This is a genomic window from Vallitalea okinawensis, assembly GCF_002964605.1.
GTDB lineage: Bacteria > Bacillota > Clostridia > Lachnospirales > PQDH01 > Vallitalea_A > Vallitalea_A okinawensis.
Genome location: NZ_PQDH01000006.1, coordinates 209,315 through 234,330, shown reverse-complemented (window position 1 = coordinate 234,330; position 25,016 = coordinate 209,315). Strand labels below are relative to the sequence as shown.

Here is a 25,016-nt window from a genome sequence, read left to right as displayed (position 1 = left end):
TAAGCATAATTGATTTAGTCAAATAAGAATAGGAGGTTCTGTATGAAGATAAATCGAGTTTTAGGATCATTAATATTATTGGTCCTTATAATTGTAACTTTTCATCAAAGGACACTGGCCAATAGTGCCGATAGTACATTTCGAAATGTAACCATTGATAGTTTTACATCAGGCGATTTAGGGACCGCAATAGCTGCTACAACCATCTTTGGTGTAGAAACTGTCGAAACATTAACGATTACTAACGGTATAGTTAACGCTACGGATTTTGAATGGATTAAAAATAATCTTACTGACCTGGAAATTTTGGAGATAAGGGGTAATGCAAAAGTCGATAGTGGTACAAACTCATTCATGGATGATAATACTGTACCTAGTCAAGCTTTATTTAACATGAATACACTTAAAGAAGTAACAATTACTACTGCAACGACAATTAGTAGCAGTGCTTTCAATAGTTGTAATAATCTTGAGAAAATATCGTTACCAAGTGCAACGACAATTGATAACTATGCATTTAGTGAATGTACCGCACTTACTGATATCGAATTGCCAGTAGCTACTAGTATAGGTAAAGGTGCTTTTTTTAACAGTTATTCTTTGGAAAGTATAAACTTACCAAAAGTTGAAGGTATCGGAGAAGATGCTTTTAAGAGCAGTATAATAGCTACCCTCTATTTAGGTAGTGAGGCTCCAATAGTGGGGACCGATGCATTTTCAGGTTGCCCTAATAGTCGAACTGTATATGTGCCACAAAATAGCAGATCAAGCTTTAAAGCCATAGAGGATGGCAATTCAGGTGATGAGCTATGGTATGGATGGAATATATATGAAATTAGTGATGATGCATCATTACAGAACTTAGAAATAAGTACTGGAGATTTAGTACCCAATTTTATAAGTACAACTACAACTTATGATGTAATTGTATCTAATCTTACAGAGAACATTACAATTACACCAACAGTCAACCATAATAATGCAACAGTAACGGTAGAAGGAAATTCAGTAGCTAGTGAAGATTCCGTTACGCTTGATTTATATGTAGGGACAAATGAAATCAATATTATTGTTACAGCTAGTGATACGATTCATACCAGCGAAACAATTATAAATGTAACCAGATCAGAAAAGCAGGCTATAACGATAGATAGCTTTACGTCAGGTGACTTAGGTAGTGCAGTATCGAATGTGCATGGTTTTCCGGATGATGTTATATCATTAACTATAACGGGAGGGGTCGTTAATGCTAATGACTTTGAATGGATTGAGACAAATCTTTCTTATCTTGAAACACTAGAAATAATTGGTGATGCAAAAGTGGATAGTGGAACTGACTCTTTTATGGATGATAATATGGTGCCAGACGATGCTTTATCTGGAATGGAAACTCTTCGAGAAGTCACAATTTCATCTGCAGTGACGATAGGTGAAAGTGCTTTTTACGACTGTGGTAATTTAGAGAGTGTGGAACTATCAAGTGCAATAACCATCGGAGATGAAGCATTTTATGAATGTTATGTCCTAAGTCAAATAAATATACCTTTAGTAGAAATTATTGGTGAAGAAGCATTTTATAGCTGTGATGGACTTGAAGAAGTAGAATTACCAGCTGTAGAATGGATAAAAAGTGCAGCATTTGATAGCTGTAGTAATCTCCAATCAATTGATATGCCAATGGCCACAACTATAGACAGTTATGCTTTCAGCCATGCTGGATTAATCAACGTTGACTTGCCTAATGTTATAGTCCTTGGATCGGGAGCTTTTAATAGAAATAGATCACTTGTCAGTATAAGTGCTCCAAATATAACGGATATTAATGAAAGTACATTTAATGATTGTTCAAGTCTTACTAATGTAGATATGCCAAATGTCATTACAATTAGTGGAGGATTACCAAGTAATGGTGCATTTAGTGATTGTGAAAATCTCCAGAGCATAGTAATACCTATGGTGGAAACAATTGAATCCTATGCATTTTTCAATTGTGGAAGACTTGAAAGTCTAACAATAGGAGAAAACCCACCATCGATTGATTCTAATGCCTTCACAGGTTGCGCCGATACACGTACAATAAAAATACCATTAGGATGTAGAGAGGATTATGAAAATGATTCTGGTTATGATTCAGGCACTGGGCTATGGTATGGTTGGATAGTATATGAAATAAGTGATGATGCTACATTAGCAGGTTTATCGACAGGATGGATTACTTTAAATCAGACCTTTAGCAATGATGAAATCAACTATACAGCCACTGTTTCTTATAGTGAAGAAGTAATAAGAATTACTCCTACAACGAACCACGGCAAGGCATCTGTAACTGTCGAAGGGAATGCAGTCGACAGCGGCGATTCAGTATATATAGATCTTGCCATAGGAAATACTATTATTGACATCATCGTAACTGCAGAGGATGGCAGCACCACTAAAGAATTCACTATTACGGTAACTAGGTCAGAAGGGGAATCAGTAATTATTGATAGTTTTGATTCCGGTCGCTTAGAGGAGGCATTGCCAGATGATTACAGTAATATTACTTCGTTATTAATCACTGGTGGAGTGGTTATGGCTGATGACTTTGAATTTATTCAAGAGAATTTGGAATATCTTGAAATATTAGAGATAAGCGGTGAAGCTAAAGTACATAGTGATTATATAGAGGACTATGATGAAGATAATGATACACCTGATAATAAAGTAAAATATTTATATGAAATGAGTAATCTTAAACAAGTAAAAATTCCTATAGCTACTGCAATAGGTGCTGGTGCATTTCAAGGCTGTACTAATTTAGAGTACGTTGAATTATTAGCAGTAACTAGCATTGAGTCTGAGGGGTTTTATGAATGTACATCGCTTAGTAGTATAAATATACCTCTATTAGAAAGTGTTGGCGACAGTGCATTTTACGGATGCTCAGGACTTGAAGAGGTTAATTTACCAGCTGTCGCAACTATTGGAGATAGTGCATTTTACGAATGCACAGGACTTGAAGAGGTTAATTTACCAGCTGTCATCACTATAGGAGACAGCGCATTTTACGACTCAGGACTTCAATATATCTACTTACCTATGGCTACAACTATTGGACATGGAGCGTTTGAAAAAACCAACCTTGTGAGTGTAGATTTACCAGAGGTAATCACTATTGGAGAGTCGGCATTTAAATTTTGCACATCACTAATAAGTATAAGTGCTCCAAAGGTTACAGTTATCGAAAGTAATACTTTTAATGAATGTACAAATCTAATGAATGTAGATTTACCTATGGTCGTAACAATTAATGATAGGGCATTTTATAAAAATAATTCGCTTATTAATATTGAGTTACCTAAAGTAACCTCCATAGGTGATGATGCTTTTGCTGATTGCACCTCTCTTAATAGCATTACTCTGGGAGAAACAGTGCCGACCGTAGAATCAGATGCCTTTGATAATATCAGTACAAACTCACCTACTGTCTATGTACCGATGGGAAGTGGAGCTGAGTATAAAGCTGATACAAGTGACAGTGATGGAACAGACGATGAATGGTATGGATTTGCGATTTATGAAATAAGCAATGATGCTACTCTTAGTAACCTAGCCCTTAATTCGGGGTCATTAAGTCCAGTATTTGATAGTACTAAAACAGATTATTCTGTAGAAGTCAACTATGCTATAAGTGCTATAAAAATAACCCCGACGGCAAATAATCCTAATGCAACAGTAGCAGTAGAAGGAAATGAAGTTATAAGCGGGGAAGCTGTAGAGTTACCACTTAGTGTAGGTGTAAATGAGCTTATTATTGTTGTTACAGCAGAGGATGGAAGCACGACTATTGAAACCAAGATAATAATAACTAGAACAGGTAGTTATGATGCTACATTAGCTAGTATAGAATTAAGCGCAGGAACTCTCAGTCCTGTTTTTTCTAGTGATAAAATGGAGTATACTGTAGATGTAACTTATGAGACAAGTAGTATAGAAATAACCCCTACAACAAGCGATCTTAATGCGACTGTAACAGTGGAAGGCAATGAAGTAACAAATGAAGAGGTTACGGAAGTACCTTTAAGTGTAGGAACAACTGTGATTAATATTGTAGTCACTTCTGAGGATCGTAGTTCCACATTAGAGACCATTTTAATTGTGACAAGAGCGGGAAGTAGTGACGCTGGATTAAGTGATTTAGTTATAAATCCTGGTACTTTGAATCCTGTTTTTGATAGTAATACCACAAGTTATTTTGCTAATGTTGACAATAGCATAAGTAGTATTAATATTAGCCCAAAAGCCAGCCATAGCACAGGTGCCATTATAACAGTAGAAGGAATTGAGCTAGCAAGTGGAAATACAACTGAAGTACCATTAAGTGTAGGAGCAAACGAGATTAATATAGTTGTTACTGCAGAGGATGGAATGACAACTACACAGACCATACTTATGGTAACGAGAGCCGCAAATAGTGATGCTATATTAAATGATTTAGCTATAAGTCCTGGTACATTAAATCCTGTTTTCGATAGCGCAATAACTAACTACTCCGTCAGCGTAACCTATAATACAAACAGTATTGAGATCACCCCTACAGTTAACCATAGTACAGGTGCAATGGTAACAGTAGAAGGAAATCAAGTAACCAATGGAGAAGCAGTTCAGGTACCTTTAAGCGTAGGAATAAATGAAATAAATATAGTTGTTACAGCAGAGGATGGTATATCTAAAGCTGAGACAATTATAACTGTAACAAGAGCTGAGTCAAATAACAATGGTAATAATAATAGTAACAATAGTAGCAAGAGTGGCAGTAATGACAACAACAGTGATGATAAGAGTACAGAAGATCTTATAATAGAGCAACTAGAAAGCCAAGAGGATGATGGTTTTGTTGAAGTTGCTGTAGCTGGAAGTCAAGTGATTTCAGAAAATGTATTTGATACTCTACAAGAGAAAGGGACCAAACTTATCATTAATGGCGATTGGTACCAATGGGAATTTGATGGTCAAACAGCAGATGGTAATGAAGTGAATACAGACTTTACACCTGTAATAGAAATGATTGAACCAGATAGCATTGGTATAGATTTGAGTGAAGATGATGGCTTTATCATCCAAACTACCTATGAAGGTAAGTTGCCAATGAAGGCTAAACTTAAGTTTAATGTATATGATTTTGTTGAAAATCAATCTGTGTATCTTTACTATTATAATGAAACATCAGAAAAATTAGAGCTTATTGAGACTTCAGTGAACCAAGAAGGTCAAGCAGAATTTAACATCACTCACTGTTCCATTTATACAATTAGTAATAAACCAATGTTGATGGATGACTATAAGAACTTAGCTTATATAAATGGTTATAGCGATGGGACTTTCCGTCCTGATCAATCTTTAACAAGAGCTGAAGCAGCTGCTATGCTTAGCCAATTTGTCGTGAGCGATAGCCAACGAGAAACTATTCAGTTATCTGATGCAGATATGTGGGCAGAAGAAGGAATAACTAAGCTCACCAATCTTAAAATCATCAATGGCTATTCAGATGGAACATTTAGACCAAATCATGAAATAACGAGAGCAGAACTTGCGGTTATTTTATCAAAAACCTTAGGGCTTACCCTTGTGATAGAGGAAGCCAGTTTTACAGATACAAAGGATCATTGGGCAGAACAATATATTCTAGCTTTACGTGATGCAGGTATAGTCAATGGTTATAATGATGGCAGCTTCAAACCAAATGAAGTAGTAACAAGAGCTGAAGCTGTAACCATGATTAATAATGCATTTAAGAAAACAACCGACACAACTCATGTTATTAATAATCCTTTTAGCGATTTATCAGATAATCATTGGGCATATGATTCAATTATCAATGCTGTTGGACAATAATCTGAAAATCCTATAGAAATCATCACCCCCTTATAGAACACTTTAAGGGGGTGATTTTTATGGCTAACATAGTCTGTTTAGATGAATAATTACTGAAATGTTGATAACTATTTCAACGTTGACAAGAAAGGGAGTATAGATTACAATGTATATTAGATGAAATTTTGAATAGTATTTTAAACTGTACTTAAACTACAATGAGAAAAAAGGGTGATTTTACGATGGATATCATTTTTAGTCCCAAAGCGGGCGAAATTTATGGTTTATTTACCAGCCTATATGTAAGCTGGAATATAGATTTACTTGAAAGCCATATTGAAAAATTCGGGATCAATCTGAAAGAAGAACTTAGAGAAGATTATTACTGGATTAGAAAATCACATCATAAAAAAGCAGAAAAAATGGATTTCTTCTTTCATCATGAATCTAAGATATTTAAAGCCTTTTTAGTACTCGATAAAATTTGGGAAAGTCAATCTATTAATGACTATATAGTTTTCATTGATAAATTAAGTCATGCTGATCTAAGAAAAGGAATCGTCAAAACATTGATTGACGATAAACTAAAAAATGATAATGAGCGAATAGAGCAGCTATCACGCAATAAAGTAGATACACTATCTTTTATTAATGAATTAGATATTAGTAAGGGAGCTAAATGGGATGTTTTTTGTTTTATAGATCAAATGGAGAAATATAGACTAGAGTTTATAAATATCATTAAAGATTATATACCTCATTATAAAAAGCTTCTAAAAAAGAATAGTAAATCCATAAACGAAGTTAATGCGGAAGTACATGAGAAGGTTAACTTACATGGAATGAAATTCATCAAAGCCTATACAAATAACCTTATTAATTTAGATGAATTCAAAAACGTCTATATAACCAATTCTTACTTTGATAGTTATCTCATCTATTTTACATTAATGAATAATACAGAAGACTGCTATCTAGTGGTAGGAGCTTTTTATCATGAAGTTATAGGTCAAAATAATAAGACAGAATCCCAGCTGAAAGTACTTAAAAATCTATCTGATCCTACTAGATTTGGCATTATGAAATATATACTCCATGATAAGCGCTATGGGCAAGAGATCGCATTGAAGTTTAATATCTCCAACGCTAGTGTTTCATATCATATGAATAATCTACTTTTATTAAACTTAGTGGAAATTTATAAGCAGGACAATAAAGTCTTTTATCAATTAAACAAAGACAGAGTAATGGAAACAATTCGGTTTCTTAAAGATGAGCTATGTTTATAGATTCAGTTAATTGAGGGAGGAAATACAATGGAATGGGCTATTTTTGAATATGAAAATAATTTTACAACAACTACAAGGGAAGTGATTAACAGTGTACCTTGTCTTAAAGTTAGGGCTAAGAATTCAAGTGGTATACTGCCAACAATTATCTATTATCATGGGTGGCATTCCAGTAAAGAGTTCGAAAAATTTCAAGCCATGTCTATGGTAAGTTTCGGGTATCAAGTAATCATCCCTGATGCTTTATATCATGGTGAACGAGATCCTATAGATCATGATAATCCTAAAAATCTTGAAAAATATGTATGGGATATAATCTTTCAAAGTATAAATGAATCGGAGAAGTTTATTTCTGAGATTATTGAGATTCATGGAGCTGACCCAACAAGAATTGGCGTTATAGGTAGTTCGATGGGAGCCATTACGGCTTCAGGTGTTTTGGTGAAAAACAAGATAGTAAAATGTCTTATAGGTCTTAATGGAACCTTTGCTTGGCAAGAGGCTATAAAAAGAAATCATTTACCCATGAGTTCTGTACATCAAAAATCAATAGAATACTTTGATCCCATGAATAATATGAATCAACTTATTGACAGAGCTATATCAATTTTACATGGCATTGATGATACATCATTATCTATAGAAACTCAAAGGTTATTTTATAATCGAATATTACCACAATATTATATGAGTCCTGAAAAAATTCAACTCATAGAGTATTCAAAGATCGATCATCGTATAACGATAGGTATGTTGGAAGCCGCTATTACGTGGTTTATTAAACATCTTTAATCTCCTTCTTGACAAAGTAGTAAAAACTGTTTAGTATAATAGGTAACTAGTTACCTATTTGGAGGTTGAGAAGATGGATGAGCAAAGAGAACACCATAAAGCTTATATATTTGGTAATATATTTTTATTCTCAAATAAATTACAAAACTTAGGTAATCGATTGTTCAAAGAAATAACAATGAAACAATGGCTTCTATTGATAGCGATTATTCAAAGCGGGATACATAACCCTACCCTAACAGATGTAGCAAACATGATGGGGTATACGAGACAAAATGTTAAAAAGTTAGCCCTACTCTTAGAAGGAAAAGGATTTATTCAGTTTCAGAAGGATTTAAAAGATAGTCGAGTTTTACGGTTAGTTATTACTGAGAAGTGTTATGCATATTTTGAAAACAGACTTGACAAAGAAGAAGAGTTCATGGAAAAGCTCTATGAAGGAATAACTGATGAGGAAATGGCTCATATGTTTTTAGGTATGAAGAAGCTTGAAAAGAATCTATTGAACTTAGAAGGTAAAGGAGAATGGGATGAAAGGGAGTAGGAAGACTAAGATGTTTGTGTGTAGTCTCATAATAATTATTGCAGTCTGCATTATTTATTTTAAATTACCTTATTCACCTGTTAAGAGTGAGTTTTGGATGAAGGTTAATGAAGTTAGTGAGAAGTTTACGGAATCAGGCAAACAAATAGACGAGGATGACTTAAAGGATTTACCAGAGGTCATACAGAAGTATTTCACTCGCAATGGGTACCTTGGAATTAACAGTGCATCAGTAGTCATACTAGACTTTAAAGGTGCTGATCTTGCTATGGGAGTCGATAAACCTCAGTTAAAGATTGATTATCTAGAGTATAATTTTGTTGATGAACCTGCTCGATTTGCTTTAATTGATACGAAAATGTATGGTATTCCATTTCAAGGGTTAGACAGTTATCAAGATGCAAAAGGATCGATGAAAGGTATTATTGCTAAACATATCACATTATTCGATGTGAAGGGTACTGATATGGACCAAGGAGCATTGGTGACCTACTTATCAGAATGCTTAATGCATCCTAGTTTAGCGCTTCAAGAGAATATATCATACGAGCCAATAGATGAATACAGTGTTAAAGCAACTATTGTTGATCAAGGTTTGGAAGTTAACGGTATCTTCTATTTTAATGAAAAAAATGAGTTAACAGGGTTTGAAGCAAAACGTTATTCTTATGATACTGATTCCTATGAAAGATGGACAACAGTTGTGACAGATTATAAAGAGATTAATGGTATTAATACACCAACTAAATTACAAGCAATCTGGCATTACCAAGACGGGGAGTTACTCTATTTTAATAGCAATGGAGTAGAAATTTCTTATCAATAATAAATTGAAACACTGATTTCATGGTTCATAGGTTTTGTGTAGAAAAGGAGATGGTGATCCATCTCCTTTTCAATATGCTAAAGAAAATTTTTGTAACTGGCAGTAATCACTTTGAAACTCTTAAATATTAAAAGTGCTCCTTATTTAGTGATTATTGAGTATTTCTAGTAACACTTCCACTAAATCAGGATCAAATTGAGTGCCTTTACACCTTTTAAGTTCTTCTATTGCCTCTTCCTTTGATATAGCCTTATGGTAGGGGCGATCATTAGTCATCACATCATATGCATCTACGATGGTTATAACCCTCGCTTCGATGGGAATTTGATCCCTAGCTATACCACTTGGGTAACCGTTTCCATCCCAGCGCTCGTGATGATGGAGGATGCCCTTTGCTATACTTACTAATTCAGGTGAAGCAATGGCTATAGCATAACCTTTTTCCGTATGGGTCTTTATTATCTCAAATTCCTCTTTGGTCAGTTTACTTGGCTTTAGTAAGATATGATCAGGAATTGATAATTTGCCAATATCATGTAAAACAGATAACATGGATAGATCATTTAACTGACTATCGCTAAGTCCTATATTCCGACCAACTTCTAATGCAAGTTTTTGAGTTCTTTCTGCATGAGCCTGTGTTTCATAATCACTTTGTTCTAAAGCAGTTTTTAGAGATTCAATAATTGAACTTCTTGTACTTTGACTTTCCGTTAATTTTTTTCTATACATATTATTATTAGCAAGTCTCATATGATCAGCTAAAAGTTCATCGCTATTTGTCATTGTGCTATGGGAAAGGCATAAGCTTAACTTTGCATGATTAATTAGAGTTGCGTTGCAAAGCTCTAAGATTCTATCAGTATATTGTTTTGCATCCGTGGCATTAGTTTGAGGTAATATAATCACGAATTCGTCACCGCTAACCCTAGCTATTAAGCCCTGGTCAGAGAAAACTTCTCTCAAAATATCTGCTGTACGTATAATTAACTGATCGCCAATTTCATTGCCTAAAGAGTCATTAATCATTTTAAGCCCATTAAGACCACCTTTAAAAACTGTTATGGGTAGTTTTGATTTATCATCAAGAGTATGCATATTGTTATCCAGATAAATACGATTACGGAGATTGGTAAGAGGGTCAACTGTAGCTATATTTTCTAGTTGATGCATCATGGTCTTTACTTCTGTGATATCATTGAACATGTTTAAGTAGCCAATTGTCTCTCCTTTTTCTAGTATAGGTGATTCATTATAAGAATAAAAATGTGTATCGCCATCAAAATGTAAGGTCATTTCTTTCCCATTAGGAGAAAATGAAACAGACCCGTCAGTGCTTTCTATAAACTTTTGAAAACTTTCCTCAAAGGAGGCATTCATAATATTAATATTAAAGCTCTTTAATATTTCTTTTGTAGCTAAATTTAAATCAACTACCTTTCCATTTATATCTGTCACGATTAATAAGTGTTGCATGTTCTCAATAATTAATTGTCTGGCGACAGGAATGATTTCAGGTGTACTAAAATAGAAAAGTGCCCAATGAAATATCAATCCTGTGACAACAAAGGCTAATGTTGTTTGATCATATACCTCGTCCAGTATAGAGAAAACATAAGTAATATTAAGGAGAAAAGGTGGTAAGAGTGCAATAATTAAGACAATAGGCTGGAATCTATAGTATTTAGGTAGTTTATAACAATGAGAAGTCAGAAGGATGATGGATATAATAATCATCAAATAGGTATAAAAGGTATTTAACCAAAAAAATAAATTGTTATGGGGAATAACTTTTGTCATTTGTCGAACATAGACAACAACTAATTTTTCTCTAAATAAGTGTAAATAAGGGTCTGTTACGATGGTCATTAGAAAGATTACAGGGATAATTATTAAGGCGTATTTAACTTTCTTGTTACTTAACCAACTATCCTTTTTGGTGTATATCAGTGAGAATGCTAAAATTAATGATGGTAATGGTAGTATCCCTATGTACTTGGCTTCATACCAAAACAGAACAGAATTTCTCATCTCACTAAAACTGCGCATGGCATTTGCGAATAACCAATAAACTAAACATAGTACTAAACATAGATAAATATTTTTTAAATTTTTGATATTAATATTCCTTTTCCAGGATATTGCCAACATCACTAATAGCATTATCGCTATAACACTTTGTAATATACCAATGGCTATTTCTTTCATGATAGTCCCCCTAAGGTAAAGCTAATGATATCCTTACTATCAGTTTATCATAAAATGTCATATTTATGAAAGTAATTAAATAAAATGTAGGACAAAATAAAAAAATCTCTTTGGCAGACAATACTAAAGAGATTTTAGTGACTCATTAATTATTTTTTTTGTTTTAACGTGGTATTAGAACTTTTGTACTTATTTAGTAATCATTTTAGCATCTATTTGTGCTGGATAGCTTTCTCTAATAACTTGAGGATAAACAGATATACTATCATTTACTTTTAAATCAGAATGATTAAAGTTTAAGGTAGTTCCACCTAATAGATAGACTTCATACAATAATCCATTTTCATCTTCTGTATCTAATACCATAATACCGGTATTTTCTGCTCTACTAATTCCTTTGATAACTAAATCAATTTTTGATCCCTCAAGATAATAGCTTAATAAATAATTCGAATGATCTCTAACAATATAATCAATAGTCAACTGAGTTCCATTTTCTACTTCTAGTTTTTCATAAAGTTCAAATATAATTTCGCCTTTATCTGTACTTAATATAAGTTGATTTGAATTAATTTCTTTTACAGTACCTACAACCGATGTAATAAGTTCACCCATACTGGTATAACGCATACTGAAATCATCAACAGAATACTTCTTTAATTCAAACTCATTGTTATCGATGCGTTTGACGCCTACTGTCTCTCCTATAAAGAAGTCTTTTATACTGTCTTGGTCTATTTTAAATATTTCTGCAATATCTCCAGTCAATATATGAACACCATTATCTTCAAATGCAATAATTTCTCCAACTGTTTCGTAATCCAGTTCATCAGTGCCACAATCAGGAACATTAACTGTTTGATCCTTATCTTCCTCGTTAGCAGACGCATCAACCCCACAGCCAGCCATGGTAAAGATCATACTAATACATAATAGTAATAGGATTATTATTTTATTTGTTTTTAACATATTCAATCTCCTCCTTTATGCCATTCAATCTATTAGACGTGGAAAAAAGAAATTAGTTCCCTTTATATTAATACAAGAATACTAGAAATTCTCAACATGAAGGTGTGATATTTTAGGTTATTTGACATATTATTCTTTTAGGTATAGTATTAGAGAAATAATAATAATTTCTGGCTTATAATGTTCTAATAAACGTAATGAAATAGGATCATATATAAAATATTGAATGCACGTACATATTAAGTATTCCTATCTTTTAATATTCGATATAAAGATGGATACATGCACCATAGGTTTGTAAGCACATTACTAAACGATTTATCTGGCATACAGTCTCGAGCAGGCTGCGTATGTGCTGGACCCTATGGCATTAAGCTTCTAGCTATTGACGATAAACGAGTTGAACGATTTAAAGAAGCTTTAAATGCAAATATCGATGCCATGAAACCAGGATGGGTACGTGTCAATTTTCATTATACTTTGGATAAGGAGACCTTTAACTATATTATTTCAGTCTTCAAAAAAGTCCTCAGAAAAAGAGGGCTTTTTTTGTGTACAAAATAAGTCTTAATTGTTCTATCCATATTATTTCACTAGTGAAGTGAGTATACTTAAAGCATAAGTCATACTTAAGACATAATGAATGACAGGATGGGGGACATTAAGAATGAAATATTTACAAAGGATAGCAGAGAAAAATAAAAACAGAATGAAGAATAATGAAGGTAAGGATAATGCAATTTTTGTATTTTACGGTTCGCAATCAACAGAACCTAAAGAAGATAGATCTGAATTATGGTTGACTCTATCCATGTCTTCTCAAAGGTGGAGGGTATACTAGTTATCATTAAAATAGACATGCATGATTAAAAGATATATAATCAAGATATGCACAATGTGAAAGAACTTAGGAGTTGATTGTATGGATAAAGTCTATGAATTCAAAGCTAAAATTATTGGCACTGAAAAAGTAAATGGAGCCTATGTTGAATTTCCATATGATGTGAAAGAGGCTTTTGGAAGTAATGGAATCATAAAAGTAGCTGCTACCTTTGATGGTCATCAATACACAGGAGCGCTGGCTAAGATGGGAACTGATTGTCATATTATTGGTATTTCAAAGGCTATAAGAGCTAAGATAGGCAAGGAGCCAGGAGATCAAATAGAAGTTACTATTCAAAAAGACAACGCAAGTAGATTAGAAGTAATTCCAGAACTATTAGAAAAAGCCTTGGATGATAATCCAGTAGCAAAGGATTTTTTTAACACATTAACAGATAGTCAAAAGAATAAGTTCATTAAACATATTACATCTGCTAAGAAAGAGGAAACAAAACTAACAAGATTAGAGAAAACAATTGAAATGTTAATTAATAAAGAGAAAATGAAATGATTGCTAGAAGTCTCCCAATATGAAATATGGGGGGCTTTTTTTGACCGAAATAACGTTGTGTGCTATATTAAAAAAGAATGAACAACGTGGAGGCGATAGGTTATGCGTATATTAATAGCAGATGATGAAAGAGCCATCGTTGATGGAATAGTTGCCATTATTGAAGGCATTAATTGGTATGCCATAGATACAATTACTGCCTTTGATGGATTAGATGCTTTAGAAAAAATGAAGTTACATAAACCAGATATTGCTATCTTGGATATTCATATGCCTCGGATGACAGGCTTAGAGTTAGCAGAACAAGCCTATCGCTGGAATCTGTGCTCTAATTGCTTTATTCTGACAGGATTTAATGAGTTTGAATATGCTCAAAAAGCCATCAGAAGTCATGTGAAAGACTATATGCTCAAGCCTGTGAATAAGAAATATTTGATTGAAGCAGTAGAACAGATAGCTAAGAAAAGTGGTGAAGAAGAGATTCATCCAGATGAAGAATGTTATGAAGATATCGAGTTCTTACGTTTTACACTTCAGAATACGGGGCAGTCTATAGTAATAAACGATATAATTGACTACATTGATAGTCGTTACAAAGAAGATATATCACTTACTTATATTGCTGAGATGATGAATAAACATCCAAATTATATCTCTAACCTATTCTCCAAAGAAACCAATACGAGTTTTATAAAATATCTTCAATATGTTCGATTAAAGCAAGCCATGCACCGCTTGATTAATGAGCCAAATACATCTATTAAATATATCGCTCATAAGGTAGGGTATCAAAATCCTAGAGAGTTCTTCAAAGTTTTTAAGAAGAAGATTAACTATACACCAACCCAATTTAGGGGAAAATACGGTCATAAGAAGGAATGATAAACAATGGGGATAGTTAAAAAAATAAAAACAAGGTATGGCGCTATGTCACTATTGAAAAAATACATGATTACCTTTGTGTTTTTGGTTTTTTTACCTACGGTTGGACTTTCTGGGAATTTCCTTGTTACAGTAAATAATTCATTGTATACAGAATATATTAATAAGCAGAATGCTATCTTGGAAGATGGCTTTTATAATCTCAATGTGAACATCGATAATATCCAAAGAATAAATGAAACTTTTCAATTATATAATACTTTTCTAAACTATCTTGAAGGCTATCATATCACTGCTGCAGATCAAGTTTATGCCTATAACAAAGATATCTATGGAATATTTAATACATCACTCTTAACCAATGATGTGGTAGAACACATTAGTGTCTATAGTAATAATGATAATCTAATTACCATCGAGCCCTTTATATATAATGCTGATGAATTATCGGCATATAATGAGTTGAAATCCCTTAAAGTCATGGAGGGGATATGGAAGATGGATCTTAGATCTGCAGGTAGACAGATGACTTATTACAGTAAATTATACACTTCAAATTATTCCCAAGAGCTAGGTATTATGAAAATTGATGTTAGTATAGAAAAGCTCTTAAAAACACTTAATAAGGAACTCTATTCGTATATTATAATAAGTGATGGAGAAGAGAATACAATTATATTTGATGGTGATTCGATAAGTCCAATTAAGGGCAAAGCTTTGGAACAAATGGATAGTCAGCAAGAAGATTACATCCTAAGCAAATCCACATTAGTAGTTGGTGACTATCATTTTGAGATGGTATCTCATATTAAAAAAACTTATCCTAAGACCGAGTTGATTGAAGCGATCGTTTTTATTGCTATGCTCCTAATTGTTTTAGCATTTTTCTACTTAATCATTTATAGGACATTTATTAAACGTATTAATCGTTTAAAAAGACATCTAACAGTTATTGAAAATGATAACTTAATTCCAATTCAAAACATTGGTGATATGGATGAAATCGGCTATACTATGATGTCTTTTAATCAAATGACTGAAAGGATTAATGGTCTCATCAACGAGGTTTATAAGAAAGAAATTAAAAGAAAAGAAAGTATGTACTACGCATTGGAAGCACAAATTAAGCCTCATTTCCTGTACAATACACTTGAATGTATTCGAATGATGGCTGAAGAAAATTGTGATTTTAATGTGGCGGATTCCTTATATTCACTAGGCCATATACTACGTTACACCCTCAGAGGTGACGAAGATACAATTTTAAAAGATGAGTTAGTCTATGCTTCTGAATACCTTAGTCTATATAAAAATAGAATGAAAAACGAATTCAACTATAGTATTAATAATAACTTGAAAGATTCAACTATACCTTGTCCCAAACATATTATACAGCCAATTATTGAGAACTCCATCATGCATGGTTTCAAGAACAAAGTAGGAGGATATCATATTTCTCTGGCAGTGGAAGAAGTGGATGAGGGTGTCTTGATTAGGGTCAAAGATAATGGTGAGGGTATCTCAGTAGAAAAAATCAACGTGATTAATGAACATCTAGGGTCAGGAAATATTGGCGATGTTCTTAAAACCAGTAATAGTATAGGTTTAGATAATGTCAATGATAGAATTAAAATGTTTTTCGGAGATGGCTCGGGAATCTATCTGAAAAATAATACTGAAAGTAGTGGGCTGACTATTGTTATTAAATTACTAAATAAAATATAGAGCCAAACTAGATAAAAAAGTCCTTATAGGGACTTTTTTTTATATATATTAACCATTAATTTAGAAATAATCTTAGAAAATGACACATGTTTTTTAAAAATACCCAGTAGAAAAGAAAATTCATGCTCTGTATAATTAAAAATATACAATACACAATATATTACATCTTGAGTAATTGGTAGTTTTGAATAAAACAGTCAAGTTGACCAGACTTATCTATTCAAAAAAGCTTAACAAAAAGGGGGAACTTGATATGGAGGCAATAAGTAATAAAAAAAGCTGGGTCCGATTTAAAGAGCAATGCACCTTACAAGCTTTTGCTTTAGCAGGCATGTTGTTCTTATTTATTTTTTCTTACATACCGATGTTTGGGCTAATCATGGGTTTTAAAGATTATAAAATTTCTATGGGTATTGCAGGTATTTTTACAAGTGATTGGGTAGGGGCAAAGTATTTTATAGAATTTTTTACTGACTATAATTTCGTCAGAATTATGAGAAATACCTTTGCTCTTAGTATATTGAAGCTAGTTTTTACTTTCCCTGTACCAATTCTTTTAGCGGTGATGTTAAATGAAGTTGGACATAAAACTTTCAAAAAAGTTGTTCAGACTGCAAGTTATTTACCCTATTTTATTTCTTGGGCAGTTGTAGCAGTACTCTGCATGACCTTTTTCTCTGAACAAACAGGTCTTGTTAATGATGTATTAATGAAAAATGGACTTGTAGAAGAACCCGTTAATATTTTAGCATCATCCAAGACATTTTGGCCATTGATTGTGTTTTTATCCATCTGGAAAGAAACGGGATGGTGGACTATTATCTTCTTAGCGGCTATTGCAGGTGTGGATGTTGCACAATACGAAGCAGCGCAAGTAGATGGTGCAAATCGGTTACAAAAGATCTGGCATATTACATTACCTAGTATTAAGCCAACCATCATTGTTGTACTTATCCTTTCTTTAGGAGGAATGATTGGTACAGGAACTGGAGGATCAACATTTGAACAATGCTATTTACTTGGTAATCCTTCCAATATTGATACTTCAGAGGTTATTCAAACCTATGTTTTTGAAATGGGTTTATCCCAAGGGCGCTATGCTTATGCGACAGCAGTAGGTTTAATACAATCCTTAATATCTGTTACGCTGGTATTTTTAAGTAACCTTATTGCTAAGAGAGTAACTGGTACGGGAATATTCTAAAGTTATCTAAGGAGGTAGACATGAAGAAGAAACGCTCTTTTAATAGTGAAAGCTTTGGTGATAGATTATTAATGGCGATTATCTATATATCATTAACATTAGTATTAGTAATGACATTTTATCCATTTTTTTATTCCATTGTGCTATCTTTTAATGAAAGTGTGGACACAATGAAAGGTGGAGTTTATTTCTTCCCCAGAGCTTTTACACTAGATAATTATATTTACTTTTTTAAGGATGGGGGATTACTTAATTCTATATGGATATCTGTAGCGAGAACAGTAGTAGGAACGGTTACTGGGGTCATGTTTACTGCAGCAGTTGCCTACGCGCTATCCTTTAAGCATCTCATGTTTAAGAAAGTTTATATGATACTCATCATCATAAGCATGTATTTTTCAGGGGGATTAATTCCTTACTTTTTTACCCTTAAGCAATTAGGGCTGATTAATTCCTTCTGGGTATATATCATACCAGCATTAATGAATAGTTTTTTTGTTCTGATAGCCATTTCCTTTTTTAGTGACTTACCATTCTCACTATACGAATCAGCTAAAATTGATGGAGCAAAGGATTTAAAAATATTCATTAAGATTATTTTACCAATCTCTAAACCATTACTTGCTACACTTGGACTTTTTATAGCAGTTGGCCAATGGAATAACTGGATGGACGTTGTTTTCTTTGTGCAAGACAAAGATCTAAAGACTTTATCCTATATGATGATAGATCTTATTAATAGTAGTCAAACACCTATGCAAGTATCAGCTCAGTCTGCAATGGCAATGGCCAATAATATACCACCCTTTACCTTACAAATAACAGCAATGGTAATCGCCGTATTTCCAATAGCTATTCTATATCCCTTTGTTCAAAAACACTTTGTTCAAGGTGTTACAATCGGGGCGGTTAAAGGTTAAATAAGTAATTCAGGTATCGTAAGATACCTATTTAAATAAGGAGGTTTTATAAAATGAAAAAATGGGGAAGAAAATCAATAATTTTCTTGCTAGTTGTTCTTATCTTTACTCTAGCAGGTTGTGGGGAAACAGAGAGTGAAAGAAAATCAACAGCTGAAACAAATGAAGAAGGACCAGTTGAGTTAGATGCATTTATCAACTTTACATGGTATTCAAATGAAGAATTTAAAGGAAAAATACCTGAAAAAATCACTGAAAAAACAGGTGTCACTTTGAATGTAACAAAAGCAGCGGATGAAAAGCAATTAGGTTTGATGATTGCTTCAGAGGAGTTGCCTGACATTATATTTACAAGTAAAGAATTATCAAGGTTATCTAATCCTGATGTTTCCTACTCTTATAATGAACTTATTGACAAAGGCTATATGCCTCTTTTTGACCAAGGAGAAGAACGTATTATGAATGCAAAATCTTTTTCTTCAGATGATAATTTCTATACCATTTTAAGTGCCTATGGAACAAAAGAGGATTGGGATAATAGCCCCTCAGCATTATTAGGAGGTCCTGGTCTTATTTTTAGACAAGATATTTATGAAGAATTAGGAAGTCCGGAGTTAAAAACTACCGAAGATTTTATTACTCTTTTAGAAATGGTTCAAGAAAAATATCCAGAGATGCGACCATTCATGTTCAATCCAATATGGCAATTTACACCTTTCAAAGTAGCATATGGTGTTCAAGCTGATGGTAGATATACTTATTACTCTGATAACAATGGAGGAATCGAGTTTGGTGTACGAAGTGAGAATTATTTAGACTTTTTAAAGTATGCCAATACATTATACAAGAAAGGCTTAATGACTGCAGATAATTTCGCAGTTAAAAATGAGTCTGACGTTATAGGTGAGTTTAATGGTGGTAGAGCATTTGCCATGACTTGGACCGATGGTGCTGTAGTTGGAACAGATTCAAAACTGAAGCAGAACTTCCCAGAAGGTAAAGCAGGTCTTATTACTGGTCTTGAAACAAAGAATGATCCAATTTTAGTGAATAACCAAATTGGTTGGGCTGGGGTTTTTATAAGTAAAAACTGTAAAGACCCTGAAGCAGCAGCTCGTCTTGTTGACTTTATATATAGTCAAGAAGGTAGGGAGTTAACATGCTTTGGTATTGAAGGAGAAGATTGGAATAGAGATGAAAATGGTAACATCGTTTTTAGCGATGAAATTATTGATATTCGTCTAAACAATCCTAATAAATGGGAAGCTGAGTGGAATAAAGGCTTTTACTTTGGGAAGCACTTAGAAGAGAACGTTGCTTTTGGAATTTTAGCTGATAGTAAGCCAACAGAAGTTAATGAGATGGTTAAGGAGTCTTCTAATTATTACAAAGAAATAGTGGATATCAATCCTAGATTAAGTTTAATAAAACCTAAGGCAGATACAGATGAAAAAATAATTTATGATAAGTTAGTAAAATTATTTGAAGATGAAGAAGCGAAGATCATCATGTCAGAAACTGAAGAAGAATTAACTGCTAATTATAATAGTATGATTGAAACAGCAATTAATTTAGGTATGGATGATTTAGAGCAGAGATTAACTGAAGCATATCAAGCTTTAAACTAGTATTGCAAGTTTAGTCAATGAATAGAAGAGATCATGATTTAGATTTCATGGTCTCTTCTATGTTTTTTGTTAAGATCTGGATATTTTCCGAACAGCGTTAACTAAACAATCAATTTCTTCCTTAGTATTATACATACCCAAAGATGCTCTTACAGCGCTATCTAATCCGAATCGCCGTAAAGCAGGCTGTGCACAATGATGTCCTGAGCGAACAGCAATACCTTCTCCGTTAAGATATCTTGCTACTGAATCTGATGAGATACCGTCTATCACAAAGGCGATCACACTTGTTTTACTTGGTGATGTACCAATAAGACGAATGCCAGGAATTTCACTAAGTGCGTGCATAGCATATTTGGTGAGTGTCCTTTCATGTTCTTCAATTCTATCTATTCCGATGTTTTGTATATAGTCAATAGCGGTACCTAGAGCTACCGCATCTGCAATGTTACCTGTTCCTGCCTCAAATTTATTAGGTAGACCATTATAGGTTGTTTTATCAAAGCTAACATCTTTAATCATGCCACCACCTCTTTGCCAAGGGGGCATTGCTTCAAGTAAGATTCTCTTTCCGTATAGGACACCAATACCTGTAGGACCATATATCTTATGACCTGAAAAAACATAAAAATCCGCGTCAATTTGATTGACGTTAACACCTAAATGAGGTACTGACTGAGCACCATCAACAAGAACTATAGCACCATGTTTATGTGCTATCTCGATCATAGTCCTAACTGGATTAACTGTCCCAAGCACGTTAGAAACATGGGTGATTGCTACCATTTTTGTACGAGGTGTAAAAAGCTTTTCATATTCTTCTAGTATAACTTCACCATGATCATTGATAGGAATGGGTTTTATGATAGCTCCATTGGATTGCCTTAATTTTTGCCAAGGAACAATATTGGAGTGGTGTTCCATCATGGTTAATAATATTTCATCATCTTCCTTTATGTTAGCATTGCCGTATGTTTGAGATACAAGATTGATAGCTTCTGTAGCACCACGAACAAAAATGATTTCTTCTGGTGAGGAGGCACCAATAAACATCTGTACCTTTTTTCTTGCGTCTTCATAGGCATCTGTTGCCTGCCTTGCTAAAGTGTGAGCTCCACGATGTACATTAGAGTTGGTTTCACTATAATAAGTATCAAGAGAATCTATAACGGCTCGAGGTTTTTGAGTTGTTGCAGAATTATCAAGCCAAACTAATGGTCTTCCATTAACTCTCTTCCTTAATATAGGAAAATCTTTTCTTAAAGAGTAAGAATCTAAATGGTTAGTATGATAATTAATAGGTTGTATCGGAGTAACTGTAGGATGAAGGTGGGATAAAAAATAATAACTACTTTCTGCATGTTGTTGATAAGGATCAGTTGTAACGTGGGATGGTTCAGGATCATTTACATGTGGATTGTCAGGTCGAGGCCGATCGTTTGTTAGAAATACCTCAGGCCGAGGTTGATCAATTGTTAAAAATTCTTCAGGCCGAGGTTCATCAATGGTAGTTGGATCATCATGGTAAGATCTATCCATGGTAACAGGTAGATCTTCTCTATAAACTTCATTGGCAAGTCGACTGATCATATCATCATCTATATGAGCCAATTGTGAAGAGGGATTTTTTAGAACATCTTTATGCCGAGAGGGTGTATATAACTTGGTATCTGAATTAAACATAGTCATAGTAACTTCCTACCTCAACGTTTTCAAGCATACCTAGAGCATCATCTGATAAGACAGCAATGGAGAAATAAAGACTCATAATATAAGAAGTTATTCCCATGTTATCTATACCACCAAATTTAACAGATAGACTAGGTATATCCGTTTCATCAGGAATACCGGGCTGATGTAAGCCTATAACACCTTGTTCCTTCTCACCCACACGCATTAATAAAATATTACTAGTAGGGTTGTTTCTACCATCCACTAATAATTTATCACAAGGAATTAAAGGTACACCTCTCCAAGTGATGAAAGGAGAACCATAGAGATTAACAGTTGCAGGTGGAACGCCTCTTCTTGTGCACTCTCTGCCAAAAGCTGCGATAGCCTTAGGATGTGCCAAAAAGTATGCAGGTTTTTTCCATACCTTTGCTAGCAATTCATCCAAATCATCGGGAGTAGGTGCTCCTTTTCGTGGGCGAACTTTCATAGAAGGTGCGACTTGATTAATGAGACCAAAGTCCTTGTTATTAATAAGTTCCCATTCTTGTCTTTCTTTCATTGATTCAATGGTTAGTCGCATTTGTTCTTGTAATTGGTTAATGGGTGAATTAAAGATATCTGTAACATTACTATTGACCTTTAAGATAGTTTGAATAAGGCTTAGGATATATTCACTTGGACGTTCCTCGTAATCAGGATATGTCTGTGGAAGATCATATTCTTCCCAATGGTCGGAACAAAGCTCAATAGCTTTTTCTATAAAATCATTAGCCTCATTTTCACCAGGATGTTTTTTTATCTTATTGACACTGTAAACGCCAGCTTCTACTGCTACCCATGGCATGAAATTGAGAAGCCATCTAGGTGTGATACTTTCCATCATTGGAATAGATTTTGTGGTGTGCGATAACTTACGTGCTACATGTGGATGTAAACTCCGTTGTGATATGGAGTAATCAGGTAAATTCATAATTAACACTCCTTAAAATTATTAAAAGGTTAGATAGATTTCCCCTTATTTTATTAACCTAGTAATAATATATGTGACAAAATAATGGAGGTGACTACTTGGCAAACTATCGTATAAAGTTAATGTTTCAGGTAAAACATAATGAGGTAAGCTATCCTAAAAAGGTATAAGGTGATTGAATGTCAACATTGAGTATTAAGAATGTAGATAAGTACTATAAGATTGGAAAAAACAACTTTCAAGTTCTAAAAAATATTAACTTAACCTTTAGCAAGGGGGAGTTTATATCTATTATAGGTGAATCTGGCAGTGGAAAATCCACACTAATGAATCTAATTGGAGGTTTAGATTCTGATTTTACAGGAGAAATATCTGTTAATGGTAAAGCCATCACTCTGTTTAAAGAGAAGGAACTAGATGCCTATAGAAAGAATAATATAGGTTTCATCTTTCAAAGCTTTAATTTAATACCCCATCTATCAGTATTAGATAATGTAACCATTGCCATGACATTATCCAATGCTACAAAAAAGCAACGGATCAAACGAGCTAAAGCATTATTAGAAGAGGTTGGTATAGAGGAACATATGAATAAAAGACCTAATCAATTATCAGGAGGTCAAAAACAACGTGTAGCTATTGCAAGAGCGTTAGCTAATGATCCTGACATCATTTTGGCAGATGAACCAACCGGTGCTTTAGATTCTAAAACTTCAGGGCAAGTACTCCAATTGCTGCAGAGTATAGCAAATAAAGGTAAGCTGATTATTGCTGTGACTCACTCCTCAAAGGTTGCTAACTTTGGGACTCGGATTGTAACAATTGCTGATGGAGTGATTACTCAAGACCAATCCATAAAAGATAAAATTAGCTTTGAAGAAGAAAAGAGTGTTGTGAAGAACCAAGAACAAAACTTAAACTTCATTTCAGCTATCAAGTTGGCCGTTAATAATATGAAACTGAATGCATGGCGTAATATCTTAATAGCTTTTGGAGCTTCTATAGGTATTACCAGTGTTATCATTATGCTATCTTTAGGTAGTGGGGTAAAAGCGTATATACAAGGAGAAATACAAGGTAATGTTGATCCTCTAATGATTGAAATCAGTAAACCAAGTGAAGGAGAAATGAGAGGTCCCATAACAGAAGGACCACCTTTTAATGATAATGAGATTAATGAGATTAAAGATATAAACCATGTAGAGAGAATAGAAAAAAGTTTAACCATCTCCATGCAATCAAAGATTGAGTATCTTGAAGAAGATGTTGATCTATTGATGTTGGAAACCATATCTGAAACATTTGATGAGGCAGATATTATACATGGGCAAATGGCAGTGGAAGGACAAATTATTCTTTCGCAGAATATTGCAGAAAACATACTTGGAGAAGGGGGAGAAGCAGAAACACTGATTAACCAAGTGGTGAAACTTATTATAATCGAGCAAAAAGATAGACAACCTCAACAAATTGAACGAGAACTTATAGTTAGTGGACTAATAGATACAGGTAGTCAAGGGATGATGGGAGATTTCACACTTGGCTATATACATTATGAAGATTTAGAAGACTTATATATTGAAAATGAATTGGATTTTGGTCCTAAGACTTTGTACGCGTATGCATCCAGTGAAGAGTATGTTGAAGACATAAAAAATCAGCTAATAGAAATGGGTTATGAAGGATCTCGGGAAGAGGCTATACTTGAACAATTAATGACATATTTAAGTATTGCTACAGCTATTCTTTCTGGCATAGCTGGGATATCATTAATTGTATCAGGGATTATGATATTAGTAGTATTATATATCAGCGTTATTGAACGGACAAGAGAAATTGGTGTACTCAAAGCTATTGGTGCAAGAAGAAAGGATATCAAAAGGATTTTCTTTTCGGAAGCAGCCATAGTGGGTATAGTAGGAGGATTAATTGGCGTTATCTGTGCTCTAATATTTGCTAATCTGGGTAATAGAATCTTGGAGCAACAATTTGATATCATGTTAATTGATGTACGCATAGATTATATGGCCTTTGGTCTATTAGTAAGTACCTTGGTGAGCATCATAGCTGGTCTTAGTCCAGCAAGTAAAGCAGCAAAACTGGACCCTATAGAATCATTAAGACATGAATAAAGGTAGT

Annotated in this window: 18 protein-coding genes; 14 read left to right on the top strand and 4 right to left on the bottom strand. The window is 33.8% G+C overall.

Annotated features, from left to right (window positions below; translation table 11 throughout):
• Nucleotides 1–42 precede the first annotated feature (42 nt).
• The 5 genes from C1Y58_RS16995 to C1Y58_RS16975 all read left to right on the top strand — a co-directional run bounded on the left by C1Y58_RS16995 (nucleotide 43) and on the right by C1Y58_RS16975 (nucleotide 9,304).
• Nucleotides 43–5,874 (top strand): leucine-rich repeat protein, encoded by a 5,832-nt coding sequence (locus tag C1Y58_RS16995; protein WP_105617288.1) that lies wholly within the window; start codon nucleotides 43–45, stop codon nucleotides 5,872–5,874.
• Nucleotides 5,875–6,095: 221 nt separating this feature from the next.
• Nucleotides 6,096–7,142, top strand: coding sequence for an ArsR/SmtB family transcription factor (locus C1Y58_RS16990; RefSeq protein WP_105617287.1), 1,047 nt, complete (start codon nucleotides 6,096–6,098; stop codon nucleotides 7,140–7,142).
• A gap of 27 nt (nucleotides 7,143–7,169) precedes the next feature.
• Nucleotides 7,170–7,934: a dienelactone hydrolase family protein gene (locus tag C1Y58_RS16985; RefSeq protein WP_105617286.1), complete on the top strand. Its 765-nt coding sequence runs from the start codon at nucleotides 7,170–7,172 to the stop codon at nucleotides 7,932–7,934.
• A gap of 73 nt (nucleotides 7,935–8,007) precedes the next feature.
• Nucleotides 8,008–8,478, top strand: coding sequence for a MarR family winged helix-turn-helix transcriptional regulator (locus C1Y58_RS16980; RefSeq protein ID WP_105617285.1), 471 nt, complete (start codon nucleotides 8,008–8,010; stop codon nucleotides 8,476–8,478).
• The gene (locus C1Y58_RS16975) at nucleotides 8,465–9,304 is read left to right on the top strand and encodes a DUF6544 family protein (protein ID WP_105617284.1); all 840 of its coding nucleotides are present in this window, start codon (nucleotides 8,465–8,467) and stop codon (nucleotides 9,302–9,304) included. Before C1Y58_RS16980 ends, C1Y58_RS16975 begins: the two co-directional genes overlap by 14 nt.
• A gap of 144 nt (nucleotides 9,305–9,448) precedes the next feature.
• On the opposite strand, the gene C1Y58_RS16970 is transcribed toward C1Y58_RS16975, so the two are convergent.
• Together C1Y58_RS16970 and C1Y58_RS16965 are read right to left on the bottom strand one after the other, a co-directional pair.
• Nucleotides 9,449–11,512 carry a histidine kinase N-terminal 7TM domain-containing protein gene (locus C1Y58_RS16970; RefSeq protein ID WP_105617283.1) on the bottom strand — a complete coding sequence of 688 codons (2,064 nt, stop codon included), beginning with the start codon at nucleotides 11,510–11,512 and terminating at the stop codon, nucleotides 9,449–9,451.
• Between the two features lie 189 nt (nucleotides 11,513–11,701).
• Nucleotides 11,702–12,481 carry a hypothetical protein gene (locus C1Y58_RS16965; RefSeq protein ID WP_105617282.1) on the bottom strand — a complete coding sequence of 260 codons (780 nt, stop codon included), beginning with the start codon at nucleotides 12,479–12,481 and terminating at the stop codon, nucleotides 11,702–11,704.
• A gap of 282 nt (nucleotides 12,482–12,763) precedes the next feature.
• On the opposite strand from C1Y58_RS16965, the gene C1Y58_RS16960 reads away from it, so the two are divergent.
• From C1Y58_RS16960 to C1Y58_RS16930, 8 genes are all read left to right on the top strand, one after another.
• A complete protein-coding gene (locus C1Y58_RS16960; RefSeq protein ID WP_105617281.1) occupies nucleotides 12,764–13,045 on the top strand; it encodes a hypothetical protein in 282 nt (93 codons plus the stop codon).
• 103 nt (nucleotides 13,046–13,148) lie between these two features.
• Nucleotides 13,149–13,322 carry a hypothetical protein gene (locus tag C1Y58_RS26510; protein WP_157950164.1) on the top strand — a complete coding sequence of 58 codons (174 nt, stop codon included), beginning with the start codon at nucleotides 13,149–13,151 and terminating at the stop codon, nucleotides 13,320–13,322.
• A gap of 81 nt (nucleotides 13,323–13,403) precedes the next feature.
• On the top strand, nucleotides 13,404–13,874 hold the full coding sequence (locus C1Y58_RS16955) for a YdeI/OmpD-associated family protein (protein WP_105617280.1): 471 nt from the start codon (nucleotides 13,404–13,406) through the stop codon (nucleotides 13,872–13,874).
• Between the two features lie 102 nt (nucleotides 13,875–13,976).
• The gene (locus C1Y58_RS16950; protein WP_105617279.1) at nucleotides 13,977–14,756 is read left to right on the top strand and encodes a response regulator transcription factor; all 780 of its coding nucleotides are present in this window, start codon (nucleotides 13,977–13,979) and stop codon (nucleotides 14,754–14,756) included.
• Between the two features lie 6 nt (nucleotides 14,757–14,762).
• Nucleotides 14,763–16,481 carry a sensor histidine kinase gene (locus tag C1Y58_RS16945; protein WP_105617278.1) on the top strand — a complete coding sequence of 573 codons (1,719 nt, stop codon included), beginning with the start codon at nucleotides 14,763–14,765 and terminating at the stop codon, nucleotides 16,479–16,481.
• A 253-nt stretch (nucleotides 16,482–16,734) separates the two neighbouring features.
• Nucleotides 16,735–17,685 (top strand): ABC transporter permease, encoded by a 951-nt coding sequence (locus C1Y58_RS16940; protein WP_105617277.1) that lies wholly within the window; start codon nucleotides 16,735–16,737, stop codon nucleotides 17,683–17,685.
• A gap of 20 nt (nucleotides 17,686–17,705) precedes the next feature.
• Nucleotides 17,706–18,605 (top strand): carbohydrate ABC transporter permease, encoded by a 900-nt coding sequence (locus C1Y58_RS16935; RefSeq protein ID WP_105617276.1) that lies wholly within the window; start codon nucleotides 17,706–17,708, stop codon nucleotides 18,603–18,605.
• Between the two features lie 53 nt (nucleotides 18,606–18,658).
• On the top strand, nucleotides 18,659–20,233 hold the full coding sequence (locus C1Y58_RS16930; RefSeq protein WP_105617275.1) for an extracellular solute-binding protein: 1,575 nt from the start codon (nucleotides 18,659–18,661) through the stop codon (nucleotides 20,231–20,233).
• 69 nt (nucleotides 20,234–20,302) lie between these two features.
• Here the strand turns inward: C1Y58_RS16930 and C1Y58_RS16925 are convergent, their stop codons facing one another.
• Nucleotides 20,303–21,922, bottom strand: a complete 1,620-nt coding sequence (locus C1Y58_RS16925; protein WP_105617274.1) for a SufS family cysteine desulfurase — start codon at nucleotides 21,920–21,922, stop codon at nucleotides 20,303–20,305.
• Nucleotides 21,909–22,877, bottom strand: coding sequence for a family 2A encapsulin nanocompartment shell protein (locus C1Y58_RS16920; protein ID WP_105617273.1), 969 nt, complete (start codon nucleotides 22,875–22,877; stop codon nucleotides 21,909–21,911). Before C1Y58_RS16920 ends, C1Y58_RS16925 begins: the two co-directional genes overlap by 14 nt.
• A gap of 179 nt (nucleotides 22,878–23,056) precedes the next feature.
• Here C1Y58_RS16920 and C1Y58_RS16915 point away from each other — a divergent pair, with 179 nt between their 5' ends.
• Nucleotides 23,057–25,009: an ABC transporter ATP-binding protein/permease gene (locus tag C1Y58_RS16915; RefSeq protein ID WP_105617272.1), complete on the top strand. Its 1,953-nt coding sequence runs from the start codon at nucleotides 23,057–23,059 to the stop codon at nucleotides 25,007–25,009.
• The last annotated feature ends 7 nt before the right edge of the window (nucleotides 25,010–25,016 follow it).

What these genes read in the sequence shown, in the direction of transcription:
- C1Y58_RS16995 (WP_105617288.1), top strand. Translation starts at nt 43, where the DNA reads ATGAAGATAAATCGAGTTTTAGGATCATTAATATTATTGGTCCTTATA.
- C1Y58_RS16990 (WP_105617287.1), top strand. Translation starts at nt 6,096, where the DNA reads ATGGATATCATTTTTAGTCCCAAAGCGGGCGAAATTTATGGTTTATTT.
- C1Y58_RS16985 (WP_105617286.1), top strand. Translation starts at nt 7,170, where the DNA reads ATGGAATGGGCTATTTTTGAATATGAAAATAATTTTACAACAACTACA.
- C1Y58_RS16980 (WP_105617285.1), top strand. Translation starts at nt 8,008, where the DNA reads ATGGATGAGCAAAGAGAACACCATAAAGCTTATATATTTGGTAATATA.
- C1Y58_RS16975 (WP_105617284.1), top strand. Translation starts at nt 8,465, where the DNA reads ATGAAAGGGAGTAGGAAGACTAAGATGTTTGTGTGTAGTCTCATAATA.
- C1Y58_RS16970 (WP_105617283.1), bottom strand. Translation starts at nt 11,512, where the DNA reads ATGAAAGAAATAGCCATTGGTATATTACAAAGTGTTATAGCGATAATG.
- C1Y58_RS16965 (WP_105617282.1), bottom strand. Translation starts at nt 12,481, where the DNA reads ATGTTAAAAACAAATAAAATAATAATCCTATTACTATTATGTATTAGT.
- C1Y58_RS16960 (WP_105617281.1), top strand. Translation starts at nt 12,764, where the DNA reads ATGCACCATAGGTTTGTAAGCACATTACTAAACGATTTATCTGGCATA.
- C1Y58_RS26510 (WP_157950164.1), top strand. Translation starts at nt 13,149, where the DNA reads ATGAAATATTTACAAAGGATAGCAGAGAAAAATAAAAACAGAATGAAG.
- C1Y58_RS16955 (WP_105617280.1), top strand. Translation starts at nt 13,404, where the DNA reads ATGGATAAAGTCTATGAATTCAAAGCTAAAATTATTGGCACTGAAAAA.
- C1Y58_RS16950 (WP_105617279.1), top strand. Translation starts at nt 13,977, where the DNA reads ATGCGTATATTAATAGCAGATGATGAAAGAGCCATCGTTGATGGAATA.
- C1Y58_RS16945 (WP_105617278.1), top strand. Translation starts at nt 14,763, where the DNA reads ATGGGGATAGTTAAAAAAATAAAAACAAGGTATGGCGCTATGTCACTA.
- C1Y58_RS16940 (WP_105617277.1), top strand. Translation starts at nt 16,735, where the DNA reads ATGGAGGCAATAAGTAATAAAAAAAGCTGGGTCCGATTTAAAGAGCAA.
- C1Y58_RS16935 (WP_105617276.1), top strand. Translation starts at nt 17,706, where the DNA reads ATGAAGAAGAAACGCTCTTTTAATAGTGAAAGCTTTGGTGATAGATTA.
- C1Y58_RS16930 (WP_105617275.1), top strand. Translation starts at nt 18,659, where the DNA reads ATGAAAAAATGGGGAAGAAAATCAATAATTTTCTTGCTAGTTGTTCTT.
- C1Y58_RS16925 (WP_105617274.1), bottom strand. Translation starts at nt 21,922, where the DNA reads ATGACTATGTTTAATTCAGATACCAAGTTATATACACCCTCTCGGCAT.
- C1Y58_RS16920 (WP_105617273.1), bottom strand. Translation starts at nt 22,877, where the DNA reads ATGAATTTACCTGATTACTCCATATCACAACGGAGTTTACATCCACAT.
- C1Y58_RS16915 (WP_105617272.1), top strand. Translation starts at nt 23,057, where the DNA reads ATGTCAACATTGAGTATTAAGAATGTAGATAAGTACTATAAGATTGGA.